At 46.6% G+C, this 12,781-nt stretch carries 14 protein-coding genes; 8 read left to right on the top strand and 6 right to left on the bottom strand.

What is annotated here, in order from left to right:
• Positions 1–285: 285 nt before the first annotated feature.
• Complete coding sequence (locus H0Z19_RS03120; protein WP_290723723.1) at positions 286–2,046, top strand: ribosome biogenesis/translation initiation ATPase RLI; 1,761 nt, start codon at positions 286–288, stop codon at positions 2,044–2,046.
• A 36-nt stretch (positions 2,047–2,082) separates the two neighbouring features.
• On the opposite strand, the gene pscS is transcribed toward H0Z19_RS03120, so the two are convergent.
• Genes pscS through eif5A form a run of 4 tightly spaced genes read right to left on the bottom strand, consistent with a single transcriptional unit; the run spans position 2,083 to position 4,800 of the window.
• Positions 2,083–3,198 carry an O-phospho-L-seryl-tRNA:Cys-tRNA synthase gene (pscS, locus tag H0Z19_RS03115; RefSeq protein ID WP_290723720.1) on the bottom strand — a complete coding sequence of 372 codons (1,116 nt, stop codon included), beginning with the start codon at positions 3,196–3,198 and terminating at the stop codon, positions 2,083–2,085.
• A 31-nt stretch (positions 3,199–3,229) separates the two neighbouring features.
• Positions 3,230–3,574, bottom strand: coding sequence for an MTH938/NDUFAF3 family protein (locus tag H0Z19_RS03110; protein WP_290723717.1), 345 nt, complete (start codon positions 3,572–3,574; stop codon positions 3,230–3,232).
• A 12-nt stretch (positions 3,575–3,586) separates the two neighbouring features.
• A complete protein-coding gene (gene speB / locus H0Z19_RS03105) occupies positions 3,587–4,414 on the bottom strand; it encodes an agmatinase (RefSeq protein WP_290723713.1) in 828 nt (275 codons plus the stop codon).
• Positions 4,414–4,800: a translation initiation factor IF-5A gene (gene eif5A, locus H0Z19_RS03100; RefSeq protein ID WP_290723710.1), complete on the bottom strand. Its 387-nt coding sequence runs from the start codon at positions 4,798–4,800 to the stop codon at positions 4,414–4,416. The genes speB and eif5A overlap by 1 nt, the downstream gene beginning before the upstream one ends.
• 72 nt (positions 4,801–4,872) lie before the next feature.
• Between eif5A and H0Z19_RS03095 the strand changes: the two genes are divergently transcribed.
• Positions 4,873–5,136, top strand: a complete 264-nt coding sequence (locus H0Z19_RS03095) for a DUF4405 domain-containing protein (RefSeq protein ID WP_290723708.1) — start codon at positions 4,873–4,875, stop codon at positions 5,134–5,136.
• Here H0Z19_RS03095 and H0Z19_RS03090 read toward each other — a convergent pair.
• Complete coding sequence (locus tag H0Z19_RS03090) at positions 5,126–5,596, bottom strand: helix-turn-helix domain-containing protein (protein WP_290723706.1); 471 nt, start codon at positions 5,594–5,596, stop codon at positions 5,126–5,128. The two genes, H0Z19_RS03095 and H0Z19_RS03090, sit on opposite strands and share 11 nt — an antisense overlap.
• 95 nt (positions 5,597–5,691) lie before the next feature.
• Here H0Z19_RS03090 and H0Z19_RS03085 point away from each other — a divergent pair, with 95 nt between their 5' ends.
• The 6 genes from H0Z19_RS03085 (at position 5,692) to H0Z19_RS03060 (ending at position 11,839) form a co-directional block, all read left to right on the top strand.
• Positions 5,692–6,705 (top strand): ABC transporter substrate-binding protein, encoded by a 1,014-nt coding sequence (locus tag H0Z19_RS03085; RefSeq protein WP_290723704.1) that lies wholly within the window; start codon positions 5,692–5,694, stop codon positions 6,703–6,705.
• Positions 6,702–7,448, top strand: a complete 747-nt coding sequence (locus H0Z19_RS03080; protein WP_290723703.1) for an ABC transporter permease — start codon at positions 6,702–6,704, stop codon at positions 7,446–7,448. The genes H0Z19_RS03085 and H0Z19_RS03080 overlap by 4 nt, the downstream gene beginning before the upstream one ends.
• Positions 7,439–8,146 carry an ABC transporter ATP-binding protein gene (locus H0Z19_RS03075; protein ID WP_290723702.1) on the top strand — a complete coding sequence of 236 codons (708 nt, stop codon included), beginning with the start codon at positions 7,439–7,441 and terminating at the stop codon, positions 8,144–8,146. Before H0Z19_RS03080 ends, H0Z19_RS03075 begins: the two co-directional genes overlap by 10 nt.
• Before the next feature lie 200 nt (positions 8,147–8,346).
• Complete coding sequence (locus H0Z19_RS03070) at positions 8,347–8,832, top strand: DUF1850 domain-containing protein (RefSeq protein ID WP_290723701.1); 486 nt, start codon at positions 8,347–8,349, stop codon at positions 8,830–8,832.
• The gene (locus H0Z19_RS03065; protein ID WP_290723699.1) at positions 8,825–10,852 is read left to right on the top strand and encodes a TRAP transporter permease; all 2,028 of its coding nucleotides are present in this window, start codon (positions 8,825–8,827) and stop codon (positions 10,850–10,852) included. The genes H0Z19_RS03070 and H0Z19_RS03065 overlap by 8 nt, the downstream gene beginning before the upstream one ends.
• Positions 10,853–11,839 carry a TAXI family TRAP transporter solute-binding subunit gene (locus tag H0Z19_RS03060; RefSeq protein ID WP_290723697.1) on the top strand — a complete coding sequence of 329 codons (987 nt, stop codon included), beginning with the start codon at positions 10,853–10,855 and terminating at the stop codon, positions 11,837–11,839. It begins immediately after the preceding gene.
• Here H0Z19_RS03060 and H0Z19_RS03055 read toward each other — a convergent pair.
• Positions 11,836–12,768, bottom strand: coding sequence for a dihydrodipicolinate reductase (locus tag H0Z19_RS03055; RefSeq protein ID WP_290723695.1), 933 nt, complete (start codon positions 12,766–12,768; stop codon positions 11,836–11,838). The two genes, H0Z19_RS03060 and H0Z19_RS03055, sit on opposite strands and share 4 nt — an antisense overlap.
• Positions 12,769–12,781 lie beyond the last annotated feature (13 nt).

The raw sequence follows: 12,781 nt of genomic DNA, 5'->3' as shown, positions 1-12,781 counted from the left end.
TTTATGCTGTACTACAACCGATTGAGGTGGTGTTTGTGTTAAGTGGACAGGTCCTCTCTCTCGTATCGAATCATGATTTTGTGATCGACCTGAATTATTCCTACCATTTCGCCTCGGCGATTTACAGATAATCAGACCAATATAGAATTGAAAGGTGAAAAAGCTTCTCTCAACTCTAAGTGAAACAATCTTGATTTACTTTCCCCAGTTGTCTTAACCATGATTTAAAGTTCTATAATCCAAAAACGCCCAAACCTTAAATAGCAAACCGCCCACTCAGAACCGATGGCTCTTAGAATTGCAGTGGTGGACAGAGATCGCTGCCAGCCAAAGAAGTGCGGGCAGGAGTGTGTGAAGTACTGTCCCCGCGTAAGGACGGGAGATGAGACTGTAAAGATAGAGGATAAGGCCATTATATCTGAGAATCTCTGTGTCGGGTGTGGAATCTGCGTCAAGAAGTGCCCAATGCACGCCATCTGGATTGTTGGTTTGCCTGAGGAGCTTGAAGGCAGGGAAGTTCACAGATATGGGCAGAACGGTTTCGTTTTGTACAACCTGCCCGTTCCGAGGAAAGGCTACGTGGTGGGTATTCTTGGTCCGAACGGAACTGGAAAGAGCACGGCCATCAAAATTCTTTCAGGACGGCTTAAGCCCAATCTCGGCAAAGAGGATGCGAGTTGGGAGGAAATCTTCGATAGGTTTGCTGGAACTGAGCTGCTGGACTACCTGAAGGGTATAAAAGAGGGTAAGATAAGGGTTAGTCAGAAACCGCAGTACATCGAGGCAATTCCAAAGGTTTACAGCGGTAAGGCGATTGAGCTGCTGAAGAGGGTTGATGAGAGAGGGATCCTTGAGCAGGTTGTTGAGAAGCTAAGCCTCAATGAGGCTGTAAAAAGAGACGTTAAGGATTTGAGTGGTGGTGAACTGCAGAGGCTTGCAATTGCAGCATGCATCCTCAGAGATGCGGACTTCTACTTCTTCGATGAAGTTACAAGCTACCTTGATATCTACCAGAGAATAGCTGTTGCTGGGGTTATAAAGGAGCTTGCTGCTGAAAGGACTGTTATGATAGTTGAGCACGACCTTGCAATACTGGACATGCTCGCAGACTTCGTTCACATCACTTACGGCACTCCCGGTGTGTTCGGAGTTGTTACAAACGCGAAAGGAGCTAGAGTGGGAATCAACCAGTATCTGAGGGGCTATCTGGTGGAGGAGAACATAAGAATCAGGGACAAGCCCATCGAGTTTGAGGTCTTCCAGCCAAGAGAGGGAGTCGGAGAGAACGTATTGGTGGAGTATCCATCCTTCACAAAGTCCTACGATGGCTTCAGACTCGACGTGGAGGGGGGAGAGATTTACCAGGGAGAAGTGCTTGGCGTCGTTGGCTCCAACGCGACTGGAAAGTCGACGTTCGTTAAGGTTCTTGCGGGAGTGTTGGAGGACGACGAGAAGAAGGTCAAGCTGGACGTGAAGGTCAGCTACAAGCCTCAGTACGTCAAAGCTGACGTTAACATGCAGGTCGGAATGTTTTTGAGAAAAATTAACCCCATGATAGATAGCTCCTACTACAAAACGGAGTTTATCAAGCCCCTTATGCTTGAGAACCTGATGGACCGCTATCTGGATGATTTAAGCGGAGGAGAGTTGCAGAGAGTGGCAATAGTGGCCTGCTTGCTGAGGGATGCCGACCTTTACCTCCTCGATGAGCCTTCAGCCCACCTTGACGTTGAGCAGAGAACTGAAGCGGCGAGAGTGATAAGGAGATTCGCCCTGAACACCGGAAAAAGCGTTTTGGTTGTTGACCACGACATCTACCTCATAGACATGGTTAGCGACAGGCTGATGGTCTTTGAGGGTGAACCGGGAAGGCACGGCATAGCGAGAAAACCGAGAGGGATGAAGGAGGGGATGAACCTCTTCCTTTCGAAGCTGGGAATAACATTCAGAAGGGATGAGGAGACAAAGAGGCCGAGGGTAAACAAGCCGGATTCGAGGCTCGACAGGGAGCAGAAGGCTGCCGGCGAGTACTACTATTACTTCTGAATTTAAGTAGTAGTAGCAGCCAAAATAATTAATAATTCATGAGTACTTCTCCACTATTTCCCTGAAGGCGTTCAGCACGTAGTCGATCTCGCTATTGCTGAGCCCGTAGGTTGAGAGTTTGAAGTATCTCGTCAGTCCGGGCTTTATGCCGTGTATTTTTCTGGATTTAAGTTCCCTGTAGAGGAAGAACCTTCCGCCCTTTGCCCTCTTCGATATCTCGTAAAGGACTTCAGCATGGAAGAACATCAGGTCGTGGTTGTGCGGTTTATCGCCGAGCTGCTTTATCTCAAGCTCTTCCATTCCAGCTGCGAACTTTCTCGCTTTCTCAACCTCCTTTTCCCACCTCTTAACCCTCTCCTTGACGTGCGGGAAGGAGGCCATGAGCGTGATTATCGTCGCTCCTCTCGCCGTACATCCCAGAAGCTCGACCTCCTTGTTCTTGTACTTCTCCGATCTTCTCAGAACTATGTCTTCCCACTCCTCCTTCATACCAAGCACACCAACCGGTCCGCTTGCGGCCATGCTCTTGTGCCCGCTCCCGACGATGAAGTCTGCTCCAATCTCCTTCAGACTTACAGGCATCCTTCCAACTGCGTAAGCACCATTTACAAGAAGTGGGACATCGTATTCGGAGCAGATTATGGCGATTTTCTTCACGTCAGGGAGGTTTCCGTAGTTGCCGTCGGGATACGTGATGAGAGAAAGAACTACCTCACCTTTCCTCCTTGTCTCTTCTATTGTCCGGGCGAAGTTCTCTGGGGTTATGGTGTAGTCGGGATAGTCCGTTTTGGGAACTAAAGCAATGTTTAACCCCGCCCTTTCAGCTGCAACATAGCTGGAGTAATGGCAGTTGCCGTCCAGAACGACCCAGGCATCTTTTTTGGCCAGAGCATGCATGACGGCAAACTTTGCCTCCCTCGCCCCATTTGTGACTCTCGCAACATCACATCCCAGAAACTCCGGAAGCTGCTTGTGAATGAAATCGTGTATGGGGGGCTTTTTTATCTCGTCAAGTCTCCCTGTTGTGCAGAAATCGCAAATGCTGTAGCCATCCCCCCATTCAAGCAACGCTTGCCTTGCTTCTTCCGTCAGCTTTCCTCCAGTCTGCAATGGGTCAATGTTGATGAAGTCCTTCGTTTCCCTTTTGAACATGCCATAAGGCAGATGCAGCATTTAAAAAAGTTTAGCATGTCAGATGGGCTGCAAGGATGACTTTTTTACCTTCTTTCAGCAATCTGTTGTACGTTTTTACCGCCTCATCGGTTCTCTCAATGATAACTTCTATCCCCTCATTTTTTAGCTTTTCAATAACCGCTTTATCCACCACCACTCTCCCGTTTGCTCCGGTTCCAAAAACAACGACCTCTGGTTTAAGGCCTAGCACATCGTTTAAGTCTTCCAGAACAACCCTGTGCCCTTCCTTCCTCCACCAGTTCGTCTTTAGATAGTTGGCTCCAACAATCACGTCGGAAGTGTAATCTTTCCCGCCAATCCTGATTCTGCCGAATGAGTATGACTCTACTTCCATGAAAAAAGATTGTTATTGCTGAATTTCTTCTTTACTCTTGGCTGCAATTACCTCAAGTATGATTTTGGCAGCAAGAGTCTGTGTAACCTTGTTTGAGTCGGGTACAACTTCGACCAAATCGAAACCAACAACTCTCTCAGCAACTCTTTCAAAAAACCTCAGGAAATCTATCAGGGATAAACCGAAAGGCTCTGGCGTTGAAACTCCCGGAGCAAAGGCGGGGTCGAAGGCGTCCATATCGAGTGAAACGTAGATTTTATCAAAATCCTCAACTATTTCAACTGCCCTCTCAACGTCAAAATCCCAGGAGTATAGATATTTTATCCCGTTTTCCTCAGCAAACCTTTTCTCCTCTTTGGTACCGCTCCTGACACCGAAAATTGCAACATCCATGCCGGAATCAAAGATTCTACGCGAAGTGCAGGCGTGATTGAATTTGTCACCATCAAATTCGTCTCTCAAATCGAAGTGAGCATCGAAAACTACAAAGCAGGCTTTTCTGAACTTGCTTGCTGCTGCTATACTGACCGTATGCTCACCGCCAATGGCTATTGGAAATCCCTTTAATTTACCAAGAAAGCTCTCAGTTCTCTCCAAAATCTGCTCAAAGTTCCCATCGCAGTTTATGTTGCCCGCATCTGCTATTTTAACCAGTGAAAGCTCAACGTCGAATAAATTTGAGTAGGATTCGAGGTTCCAGCTCGCCTCTCTTATGGCGTTGGGGGCGAAGCGTGAGCCGGGTTTGAAGGACTGCGTTGCATCGTATGGGATACCGTAGATTATGTATTCAGCCTCCTCAACATCGCAATTGGAGAGGGAAAAGAAGGAATCGATATGCATTAAGCCATTCTTTCGATTTTCCTTTTTCCAAGAGATTCGAGGTAGATGACTTCTCTTCCCTGCTCCATTTTGTCTTTGAGCTCGTCAGGAACTTCGAGCTCGAAAGTTTCGTATGTTTCGAGGTCCATTAGCTGTGCCACCCCTCCTGTAACGCTGATTATCTGGGCTCTCTTCCTTTCCACAATCGGTACATAGATTTTGGCTGTTACTGGCTGAACTATACTCCTCTTCTGCGAGTCGAAAATACCGATAGCATCAATTCTTGCCTTTGCAGCGCCGTGCTTTCCGGGTTTGCTGACGGACATACTGATAATCTCACAGGGTTCGTCATCAATAACCACATATCCTCCTTCTCTGAGCTGCCTAACCTCAACCTGCTGTTTCATACCTTGCTGCCTAATTTTGCGTAAATTTAAACTTTTCCCATATGTTATTAAATCTTCGAGTTTAATATCATCATGAGCTGGAGAAAGGTGAGAAGAATTCTTCTGTTTTACTCGATGATAATCAGCGGGATTATCACAACAATAACTGGTTTTATTCTGTATTTCTGGCCAAGCGGCCCTAGAGCGGGGCAGTTAGTAATTTTCGGCTTTCAGAAGCAGTTCTGGCAGGACATCCACACTTACCTTGCCCTTATAGCAGCAGTCCTCATCATGCTGCATGTCATCGAGAACAAGGCGTGTGTGAAGATGTACATAAGGGAAACACTCAAAGGTTGAATTTTTCAATTGCCATCTTGACTGCCCTTTCAACGCTTTTTTCCGGCTTTATCGTTATTACGGGTACATCAACGATCTTTTCGACGAGGCTGCTGATTACTGGGGCACAGATAATTGCTCTTGCCCCATCTTTTTCAGCCCTTACAGCCGCAACAATTGCATCTTCGAGTGTGGTGGCAGGGTAAACCCTAACTCTCTCGTCAAATCTCTTATCTTCCAGAACATATCTTGCAGCAATTAAGGCAACAAACCCTTTTTCCTCCCGCAGAGCAGAGAAAATTTTAACAAGCGTACCATATCTCGGCTTGTAACCTCTTAGAATCTTGTAAAGCGTTGATTGAGGGATGCCAGCTTTTTTTGCAAATTCTACAGGTTTCAAACCTTTTTCAGCAAGCACTCTCTCAAGGCATCTACCGAAGTCCTCACCCCTCGCTATACACTCTGCAAGTCTCGATATCATGACCAAAATAGAGCATTAGTAAATAAAATTTTTCTGTTTTGGTTAGTAACCTGCCAAATGAGAAAGATTATAATCAGGTAGAGTTATGTTAAACCATGAGAAGGTTAATAGCCCTTGCAGTGGTGTTTGCAGTACTCCTCGCCGGATGCCAGCAGGCAGAAGTTGGGAAGGGGAGAATCAAGGTTGTTACAATGTCCCCTCGTGATATGGTGGAGCAGCTTAAGCTTGGAGAGATTGACGCCTTCGTTGCGTGGGAGCCCTTTGTAAGTGAGGCTGTTGCGAATGGTTATGGAAATATAATATCTACCTCACATGATATATGGCCGAACCACCCGTGCTGCGTTGTCGCAATATCGGACAAATCTAACAGGGATATTGCCGTTGCTCTCGTCTGGGCACATGTTAAGGCGACGAGGTTCATAAATTCGGAGGACAACAGAGAAAAAGTTCTTGAATATGCTTCAGAGTTCACTGGAAAAGATATAGGGGTTGTAAAGGAGGCTATGAAGAGGATAAAGTTTGTCGAGTACCCGGACAAGGAGGAGTTTGTTAAATACTATCAAGAACTTGAAGAGGGCGGATATCTGACCAAAAAGCCAGAAGATCTTGGATATGACAGCGAAGAAGAGTTTTTGAAGGACTTTTTGTACAGCGAGTTTTACAGCATTGTCCTGGAAAAGTTGAAGGAGAATGAGAGCTGGGTTCCGGAGAAGGTAAACAAAAAAGTAAGGGTGGGGTATTTAACCGCCGACCTTCACCAGCTTGCATTCTATGTGGCAATGAAGGAGGGCTACTACGAGCAGGTTGGATTGCAGATTGAGGCAAAGGAGTTTGCGAATGGTGTGATGGAGATGGAGGGTTTCAAGAACGGGGAGATTGACGCGGGATATCTTGGAGGAGCGCCCGCAACTCTAAAAAGGGTTAATGACAACATTGGAATCAGCATTATTGCGGGGGCGAACAATGAGGGCTCTGCAATAGTAGCGAAAGACGTGAACAGCATAGAGGAATTAGCAGGAAAGAAAGTCGCCATACCGGGATTCGGCACTGTGCAGGACTTTCTGCTGAGAATTGCTGCTGAAGAGGCGGGACTGGAGATAACAACATGAGGCTGAAGGGCGCAATCCTTCTTATCCTTCTCTGGTATCTTGTTTCCGCATTTACCGAGCTACCTCACCCCCACGAAGTTGCGGAAACATTCTTCATTCTGCTCTTTAATTCTGAGCCGGTGCTCGGCAAAACCCTTGTTCAGCATGCTGCTGCAAGTCTTTTGAGAGTTCTCACAGCCTCCTTGCTTGCATTCTCAATAGCAATCCCTCTTGGAATAGTTTCAGCCTTGAACAGAACCCTTGCGGAGATTGTAACGCCAATGGTTGAGGCTCTCCGCCCCATACCACCTCTGGCCTGGATACCTCTTGCCTATGTCATCTTCGCTCCCTTGCCGAACACCGTTCAGGTGTCGCAAATTTTCATCGTCTTTGTGGGAGCGTTCTTCCCGTGCTTCGTTTCTGTTTTCGATTACTCACGAAACGTTCCTGAAGAGCTTTTGGAGATGGCCAGAGTTTTCAAGGCTCCTGAAAGGCTCATACTAAGGGACATAGTTCTCCTCCACTCCCTCCAGGGAGTTGTGAGCGGAGTCAGGATAGGGTTAGGTGTTGGATGGATGAGCATAATTGCAGCCGAGATGATCGCCACTTCAGGAGAGGGACTCGGATACTTCATAATGGTCATGTATGAAGTTGGAGGGAGAACTGCAGAAATCGTGGCAGGAATGGCTATGATAGGAGTAATAGGCTATTTGATGAACACTCTACTGCTGAAAGCCGAAAAACTGGTGATGCCATGGCGCTGACGGTTGAGGGGCTTAAGAAAAGCTACGGAAACCTGAAAGTTCTTGATGGAGTTACTTTCAGCGTTGAAGAGGGGGAGTTCGTCTGCCTCATTGGGGAAAGCGGATGTGGAAAAACGACCATCCTTAAGATAATAGCAGGACTCGAAAGACCAGACGAGGGTAGGGTGGATTTTAAAGGTGTGAACAGGATGGGTTTCGTTTTCCAAGACGACAGGCTACTGCCCTGGAAGACGGTTTACGGTAATATCCAATTTGCCCTGAAAGCTATGGGGATTGAGGATGGAGAGGTTGTGAGGAGGATAATAGATTTTGTTGGTCTGAAAGGATTCGAGAACTACTATCCAAAGCAGCTCAGCGGTGGAATGAGGCAGAGGGTCGGGATTGCAAGGGCACTGGCTGTAAATCCCGACCTGCTTCTCATGGACGAGCCTTTCGCCAGCCTTGATGCGAGGACGCGGGAAAGGATGCAGGAAGAGCTTTTGAGGATTGTCGGGGGAAAAACGGTTGTTTTCGTCACTCACAGCATTGATGAAGCGGTTTATCTTGCAGACAAGATTGTAATACTTTCACCACGCCCGGCCAGAGTTATCAGAACTGTCGAAGTTAGCTTACCAAAGCCGAGGGATAGAGCTTCGCAGGAATTTGCAGAGTTTAGGAGAGAGCTATACAGGAGTTTTGATCTATATGGTAGAAAGTAGATGGTTAATTTCATCGTTAATTTCATCCGGGTGTATTTCATCTGACAAAAAGCTTAACTTATTCTCAGTAAATCAGGAATCATGAGAAGTTACTGGCTTGTCACTCCCAGCCTTCATTCGAGTCTATGGTTTCAAATTGTCAGCCTCGCTATTGTGCTGTTTTTCGGTGATGAAGAGCATCTTAGGAGGTGCTGAAGGAGGTGGCAAGGAAAGTAATCGTATTATTGATTTTTGTAGCTTTGATAGCCTTCTCCTTGATAATCCTCCCCTTCCAGAAAACGTATCTGCAAATCTCAGGCGATAGAGAAAGCTGTTTAATTCCTTCTCCTGACTATTTCTCCGTGTCATTCATTCATTCAGTCGAACTCTCAAAGGAAATTGACTTCTACAGGGTTTGCGACACCTCTCTATCTCTTTACAAAACGCTCGTAAAGTCTGCAGGATGGGGGCTGCCAAGTACCGAGAAAAACTTTTCAATAGTGCGCTATAAAGGGGACGAGTGGTTTGAATACAGAATTGAAAGGCGCTTGAATGTCCTCAGGATTGCAACAAGCCCCTTTAACAGGTTTGCCTTGGAGGGTGGTAGCTTTAATATAAGCTTGGATAAATTTGGAGGCATCGTTGAGATAAGAGTTGTTAAGAAGAACCCTCTGATGACCATGTTTCACAGGTGGTGCGATGAATGAGGAAAGCATTGATGTGACAGACCTTGAAAAGAAGTTCCTCCATGAAAGGGATTTGAAAGGTGTATATGCGTTAATAGTTTCGATTGTAGCGATAATGTTCTCAACCTTCCATGTCGTTAATGGCTCATTCACCGGGCTACTGCAGCACGACATCGTTAAATCCATCCATCTTGCATTTGCCATTGCTCTATCCTTCCTAATTTTTCCGCTTACGAAAAAAAGGGTTGAGGATAAGATTCCCGTATATGACTTCATCCTAGCGCTGATCGGATTTTACGTAGCCTTTTATCTTGCCATGAACTACCGGGAAATTCTTTTCAGAGCTGCAATAGGATTTACACCATTTGACTTTTTGATTGCCTTCTTGGCTGTGATTTTCGTTCTGGAAGCCACGAGAAGGGCGATTAATCCCGCTTTGGTTGTGGTGGCCATCGCATTCATACTGTATGCTAAATTCGGTTCTGCACTACCAGGTCCTCTATCCCACCCGGACTACGAGTGGACTGAGATTCTTGAGCACCTTTACTACACCAAGGAGGGGATATTCGGAACGCCAATAGCTGTTTCATCCAGTTTCGTGGTGCTTTTCGTCATATTTGGAGCATTTCTGGAAAAATCAGGTGCCGGAAGGTTCTTCATCGACCTCGCCTTTTCGCTTACAGGATGGATGGTCGGTGGGCCGGCTAAGGCAGCAGTGGTATCTTCGGCACTCATGGGGACAATATCAGGCAGTTCTGTGGCAAACACCGTCACAACCGGAGCTTTCACGATTCCCTTGATGAAGAGGGCTGGATACAAACCAGAATTTGCCGGTGCGGTTGAGCCGGCCGCATCAACCGGAGGGCAGATAATGCCGCCAATCATGGGTGCTGCCGCTTTCATAATGGCGGAGTTCGTGGGAATGCCCTACATCAACATTGTTTATGCCGCCATAATCCCAGCCTTTCTCTATTTCTTTGGAGTTTTCTCAGCCGTTGATTTTGAGGCAAGGAAGGAGAACCTGAGGGGTCTGAGAAGGGAAGAATTGCCCTCCCCACTTCAAGTTTTAAAAGGAGGATGGTATTACCTGATCCCTCTCTTTATAATAATCTACATGCTTGTGAACGGCTACACGCCGATTCTTGCTGCAGTTTACTCCATTTACGCAGTAATTGTAATAATGGTTCTCGAACCAGTTGTTAAAAACATCAGAAGACCGAAAGATTCGAGATATCCTCTTTCAGAAGTGCTGAAAATGTCTCTGCTGAACATTCTCTCCGCCCTTGAGCATGGCGGGAGAAGCGCGGCAACGGTTGCGATGGCATGTGCATCTGCAGGTATAATAGTAGGGGTGGTAACTCTCACAGGTCTCGGATTCAAAATAGCAGCTTCTGCCATAGCTCTCTCCCACGGATACCTGCTAATAATCCTGCTGCTTACGATGCTTGTGTCTCTCGTCTTGGGAATGGGTGTTCCAACAACTGCCAACTACATTATTACAAGCACGATTGCAGCACCGGCGATAATAACCTTCATGGCAAAGGGATACGGTATGGATGTCATTGATTTTCTGGAGACATATCCTGAACTCGTTCTTCCCGCACACATGTTTGTTTTCTACTTTGGAGTAGCTGCCGACCTCACACCTCCGGTGGCACTTGCAGCCTACGCTGGCTCCGCAATAGCTGGTAGTGATCCCTGGAAGACCGGAATAAATGCAGTAAAGATAGGGATAGGCAAATATCTTGTACCCTACCTTTTCATATTCACTCCGGCATTGCTGCTTATTGGTGTTAAAACATCTGCTGACGTTCTAAATCTCATTCTAATCGTCATCTCGGTCATGCTGGGTATAATGGCGATAAATGCAGGAACAATCGGCTGCATTCTCCGATCCATTGGCAGAACGATGAGGGTTGTTTCCTTGTGTGCGGGTATACTTCTTCTCATTCCCGACTGGATGTCTAAGATAATTGGTTTCGTAATTTTTGCAGGAATCTTTTTAAAACAGTATTACAGTATTAATAATGAGGTGGGTTGAATGAAAAGATGGATTTTTTTGCTGGCACTGGTATCCGTGCTAATTCTTGGGTGCGCTCAGCAGACTGAAACACCTACGACACCAGAAGCTACGACAACTGTGGCTGAGGTGCAGGAAGTAACAATTGTAACCGGAGGGTCTGCAGGAACATATTATCCAATTGGAGGAGCTATGGCCAAGGCCATAACAGACTACGCTCCGGGAATCAAAGCTACAGCCGTGACAAGCGGTGCCTCGGTTGTCAACGCAAGAAAAGTTGGCAACCTTGAGGCGGAGTTCGGTCTCATGCAAAACGATGTTGCCTACTATGCTTACAATGGCATTGAGATGTTCAAAGACGCTAAGGTTGACAAGCTGAGGGGGGTTGCAACACTTTATCCTGAGATAATACAGATAGTGACCTTGAAGGAGAGCAGGATAAAGACTATCTATGACCTGAAAGGAAAGAGAGTAGCTGTTGGCGCTCCCGGTTCCGGAACGGCTGTTGATGCGTTGCAGATTCTGAACGCTGCTGGAATTGATGAGTCCAACACTGATATAAGGTATCTGGACTTCAAGGAGGTCTCGGATTCTCTCAAGGATAGAACAATAGATGCTGGATTTATCGTTGCTGGAATCCCAACCGCTGCTGTAAGCGACATCGCTGCTGTGAGGGATGTAGCCATTGTGGAGGTTCCAGATGAGATATACCAGAAGCTTAAAGAGGATTACCCCTTCTACACCCAGGTCTCAATTCCCGCCGGAACCTACAAGGGTGTTGATGAGGATGTGAAGACAGTTGCAGTCCTTGCGATGCTCGCAACCAATGCTGATCTTCCAGAAGACCTCGTGTATGAGGTTACAAAAGCAATCTTTGAGCACAGAGACGTTCTTGAGGCTGCTCACAAGAGGGCGGCAGACATAACGCTCGAAACCGCTCTGGAGGGAATGCCAATTCCACTCCATCCGGGAGCGGAGAAGTACTATAAAGAAAAAGGATTAATTTAATTTTTTATTTTTGATCTGAATGGAATTAAATCCGCCATTGTTTTGAGTCCTGCTTCACAGGTAACAACGCACTCTGCAAGATTCACGAGCACCGCTGCCGTGCCGAGGTCTCCTTTGGTCCCTGTTGATCTCCATTTTATGCTGTTATCTCCTTCTATGGTTATCTCTTCATACTCCTCTGCCCCTGCATAGGCGTGAAACTCCACCCTTATCCTTTCCTCCCCCTGCTTAAGAGCGCTTCCGAATCCGATAGCTCCGATAACTTTGCCATTCTCTCCAGTTACAAATCTCTGCCCCTCTCTCTCCTCATCCGGTTCGAAGCTCAGCGATTTTGATATCAGAAGAACTGACTCAGCATAACCCACATGTCCTGTAATCTCACCGTTTTTCAGCATCTTTTCAGCCTCATCAGGATCGAGACCGATTCCAACCTTCTTCTTGAAGGGCTCTCTCCTCTTCAGCGCGTCTATGCTCCTCACTGCTCTAATCTTATCAACCTCAGCAAATGTGGCCGAAAGAGTAATCACAAGAGCATCGAGCAGAAATCCAGGGTTTATGCCCGTTCCAACAACAGTCTTCCCGTACTTTTTAGCAATTTCGTCAATTTTCCCTGCAAGCTCAGGATATCTGTAAAAAGGGTAGCTTAACGTCTCGCACGTGCTCAAAACGTTGAAACCCTTATTTAAACACTCCTCGATCTGCGGATAAACCTTGTCGAGATACGAGCTGGTGCAAATAAAGGCAACATCTCCTTCAAAATCGAGGCTGTCTTTCACGAACCCATCAGAATCGATACCAAAATCGCTAAGTCGCTTTCCTTTGAGTTCGGGGTCGATGTCTACAGCTCCAAGAACATTGTATCCTCTCTTTACACAGCACTGGGCAATAGCCCTACCAATCGGACCGAATCCGTAGATGACAACGTCCATAATGTAGATGGTG

It is taken from the genome of Archaeoglobus sp. (genome assembly GCF_017656475.1).
In the GTDB taxonomy this organism is placed as follows: domain Archaea; phylum Halobacteriota; class Archaeoglobi; order Archaeoglobales; family Archaeoglobaceae; genus Archaeoglobus.
Note: the sequence above shows the minus strand (reverse complement) of the source record. Positions and strands in the feature narration are given on the sequence as shown.

Bases quoted from the DNA above. Each gene is read 5' to 3' on its own strand.
- H0Z19_RS03120 (WP_290723723.1), top strand. From the start codon at position 286: ATGGCTCTTAGAATTGCAGTGGTGGACAGAGATCGCTGCCAGCCAAAG.
- pscS (WP_290723720.1), bottom strand. From the start codon at position 3,198: ATGTTCAAAAGGGAAACGAAGGACTTCATCAACATTGACCCATTGCAG.
- H0Z19_RS03110 (WP_290723717.1), bottom strand. From the start codon at position 3,574: ATGGAAGTAGAGTCATACTCATTCGGCAGAATCAGGATTGGCGGGAAA.
- speB (WP_290723713.1), bottom strand. From the start codon at position 4,414: ATGCATATCGATTCCTTCTTTTCCCTCTCCAATTGCGATGTTGAGGAG.
- eif5A (WP_290723710.1), bottom strand. From the start codon at position 4,800: ATGAAACAGCAGGTTGAGGTTAGGCAGCTCAGAGAAGGAGGATATGTG.
- H0Z19_RS03095 (WP_290723708.1), top strand. From the start codon at position 4,873: ATGAGCTGGAGAAAGGTGAGAAGAATTCTTCTGTTTTACTCGATGATA.
- H0Z19_RS03090 (WP_290723706.1), bottom strand. From the start codon at position 5,596: ATGATATCGAGACTTGCAGAGTGTATAGCGAGGGGTGAGGACTTCGGT.
- H0Z19_RS03085 (WP_290723704.1), top strand. From the start codon at position 5,692: ATGAGAAGGTTAATAGCCCTTGCAGTGGTGTTTGCAGTACTCCTCGCC.
- H0Z19_RS03080 (WP_290723703.1), top strand. From the start codon at position 6,702: ATGAGGCTGAAGGGCGCAATCCTTCTTATCCTTCTCTGGTATCTTGTT.
- H0Z19_RS03075 (WP_290723702.1), top strand. From the start codon at position 7,439: ATGGCGCTGACGGTTGAGGGGCTTAAGAAAAGCTACGGAAACCTGAAA.
- H0Z19_RS03065 (WP_290723699.1), top strand. From the start codon at position 8,825: ATGAATGAGGAAAGCATTGATGTGACAGACCTTGAAAAGAAGTTCCTC.
- H0Z19_RS03060 (WP_290723697.1), top strand. From the start codon at position 10,853: ATGAAAAGATGGATTTTTTTGCTGGCACTGGTATCCGTGCTAATTCTT.
- H0Z19_RS03055 (WP_290723695.1), bottom strand. From the start codon at position 12,768: ATGGACGTTGTCATCTACGGATTCGGTCCGATTGGTAGGGCTATTGCC.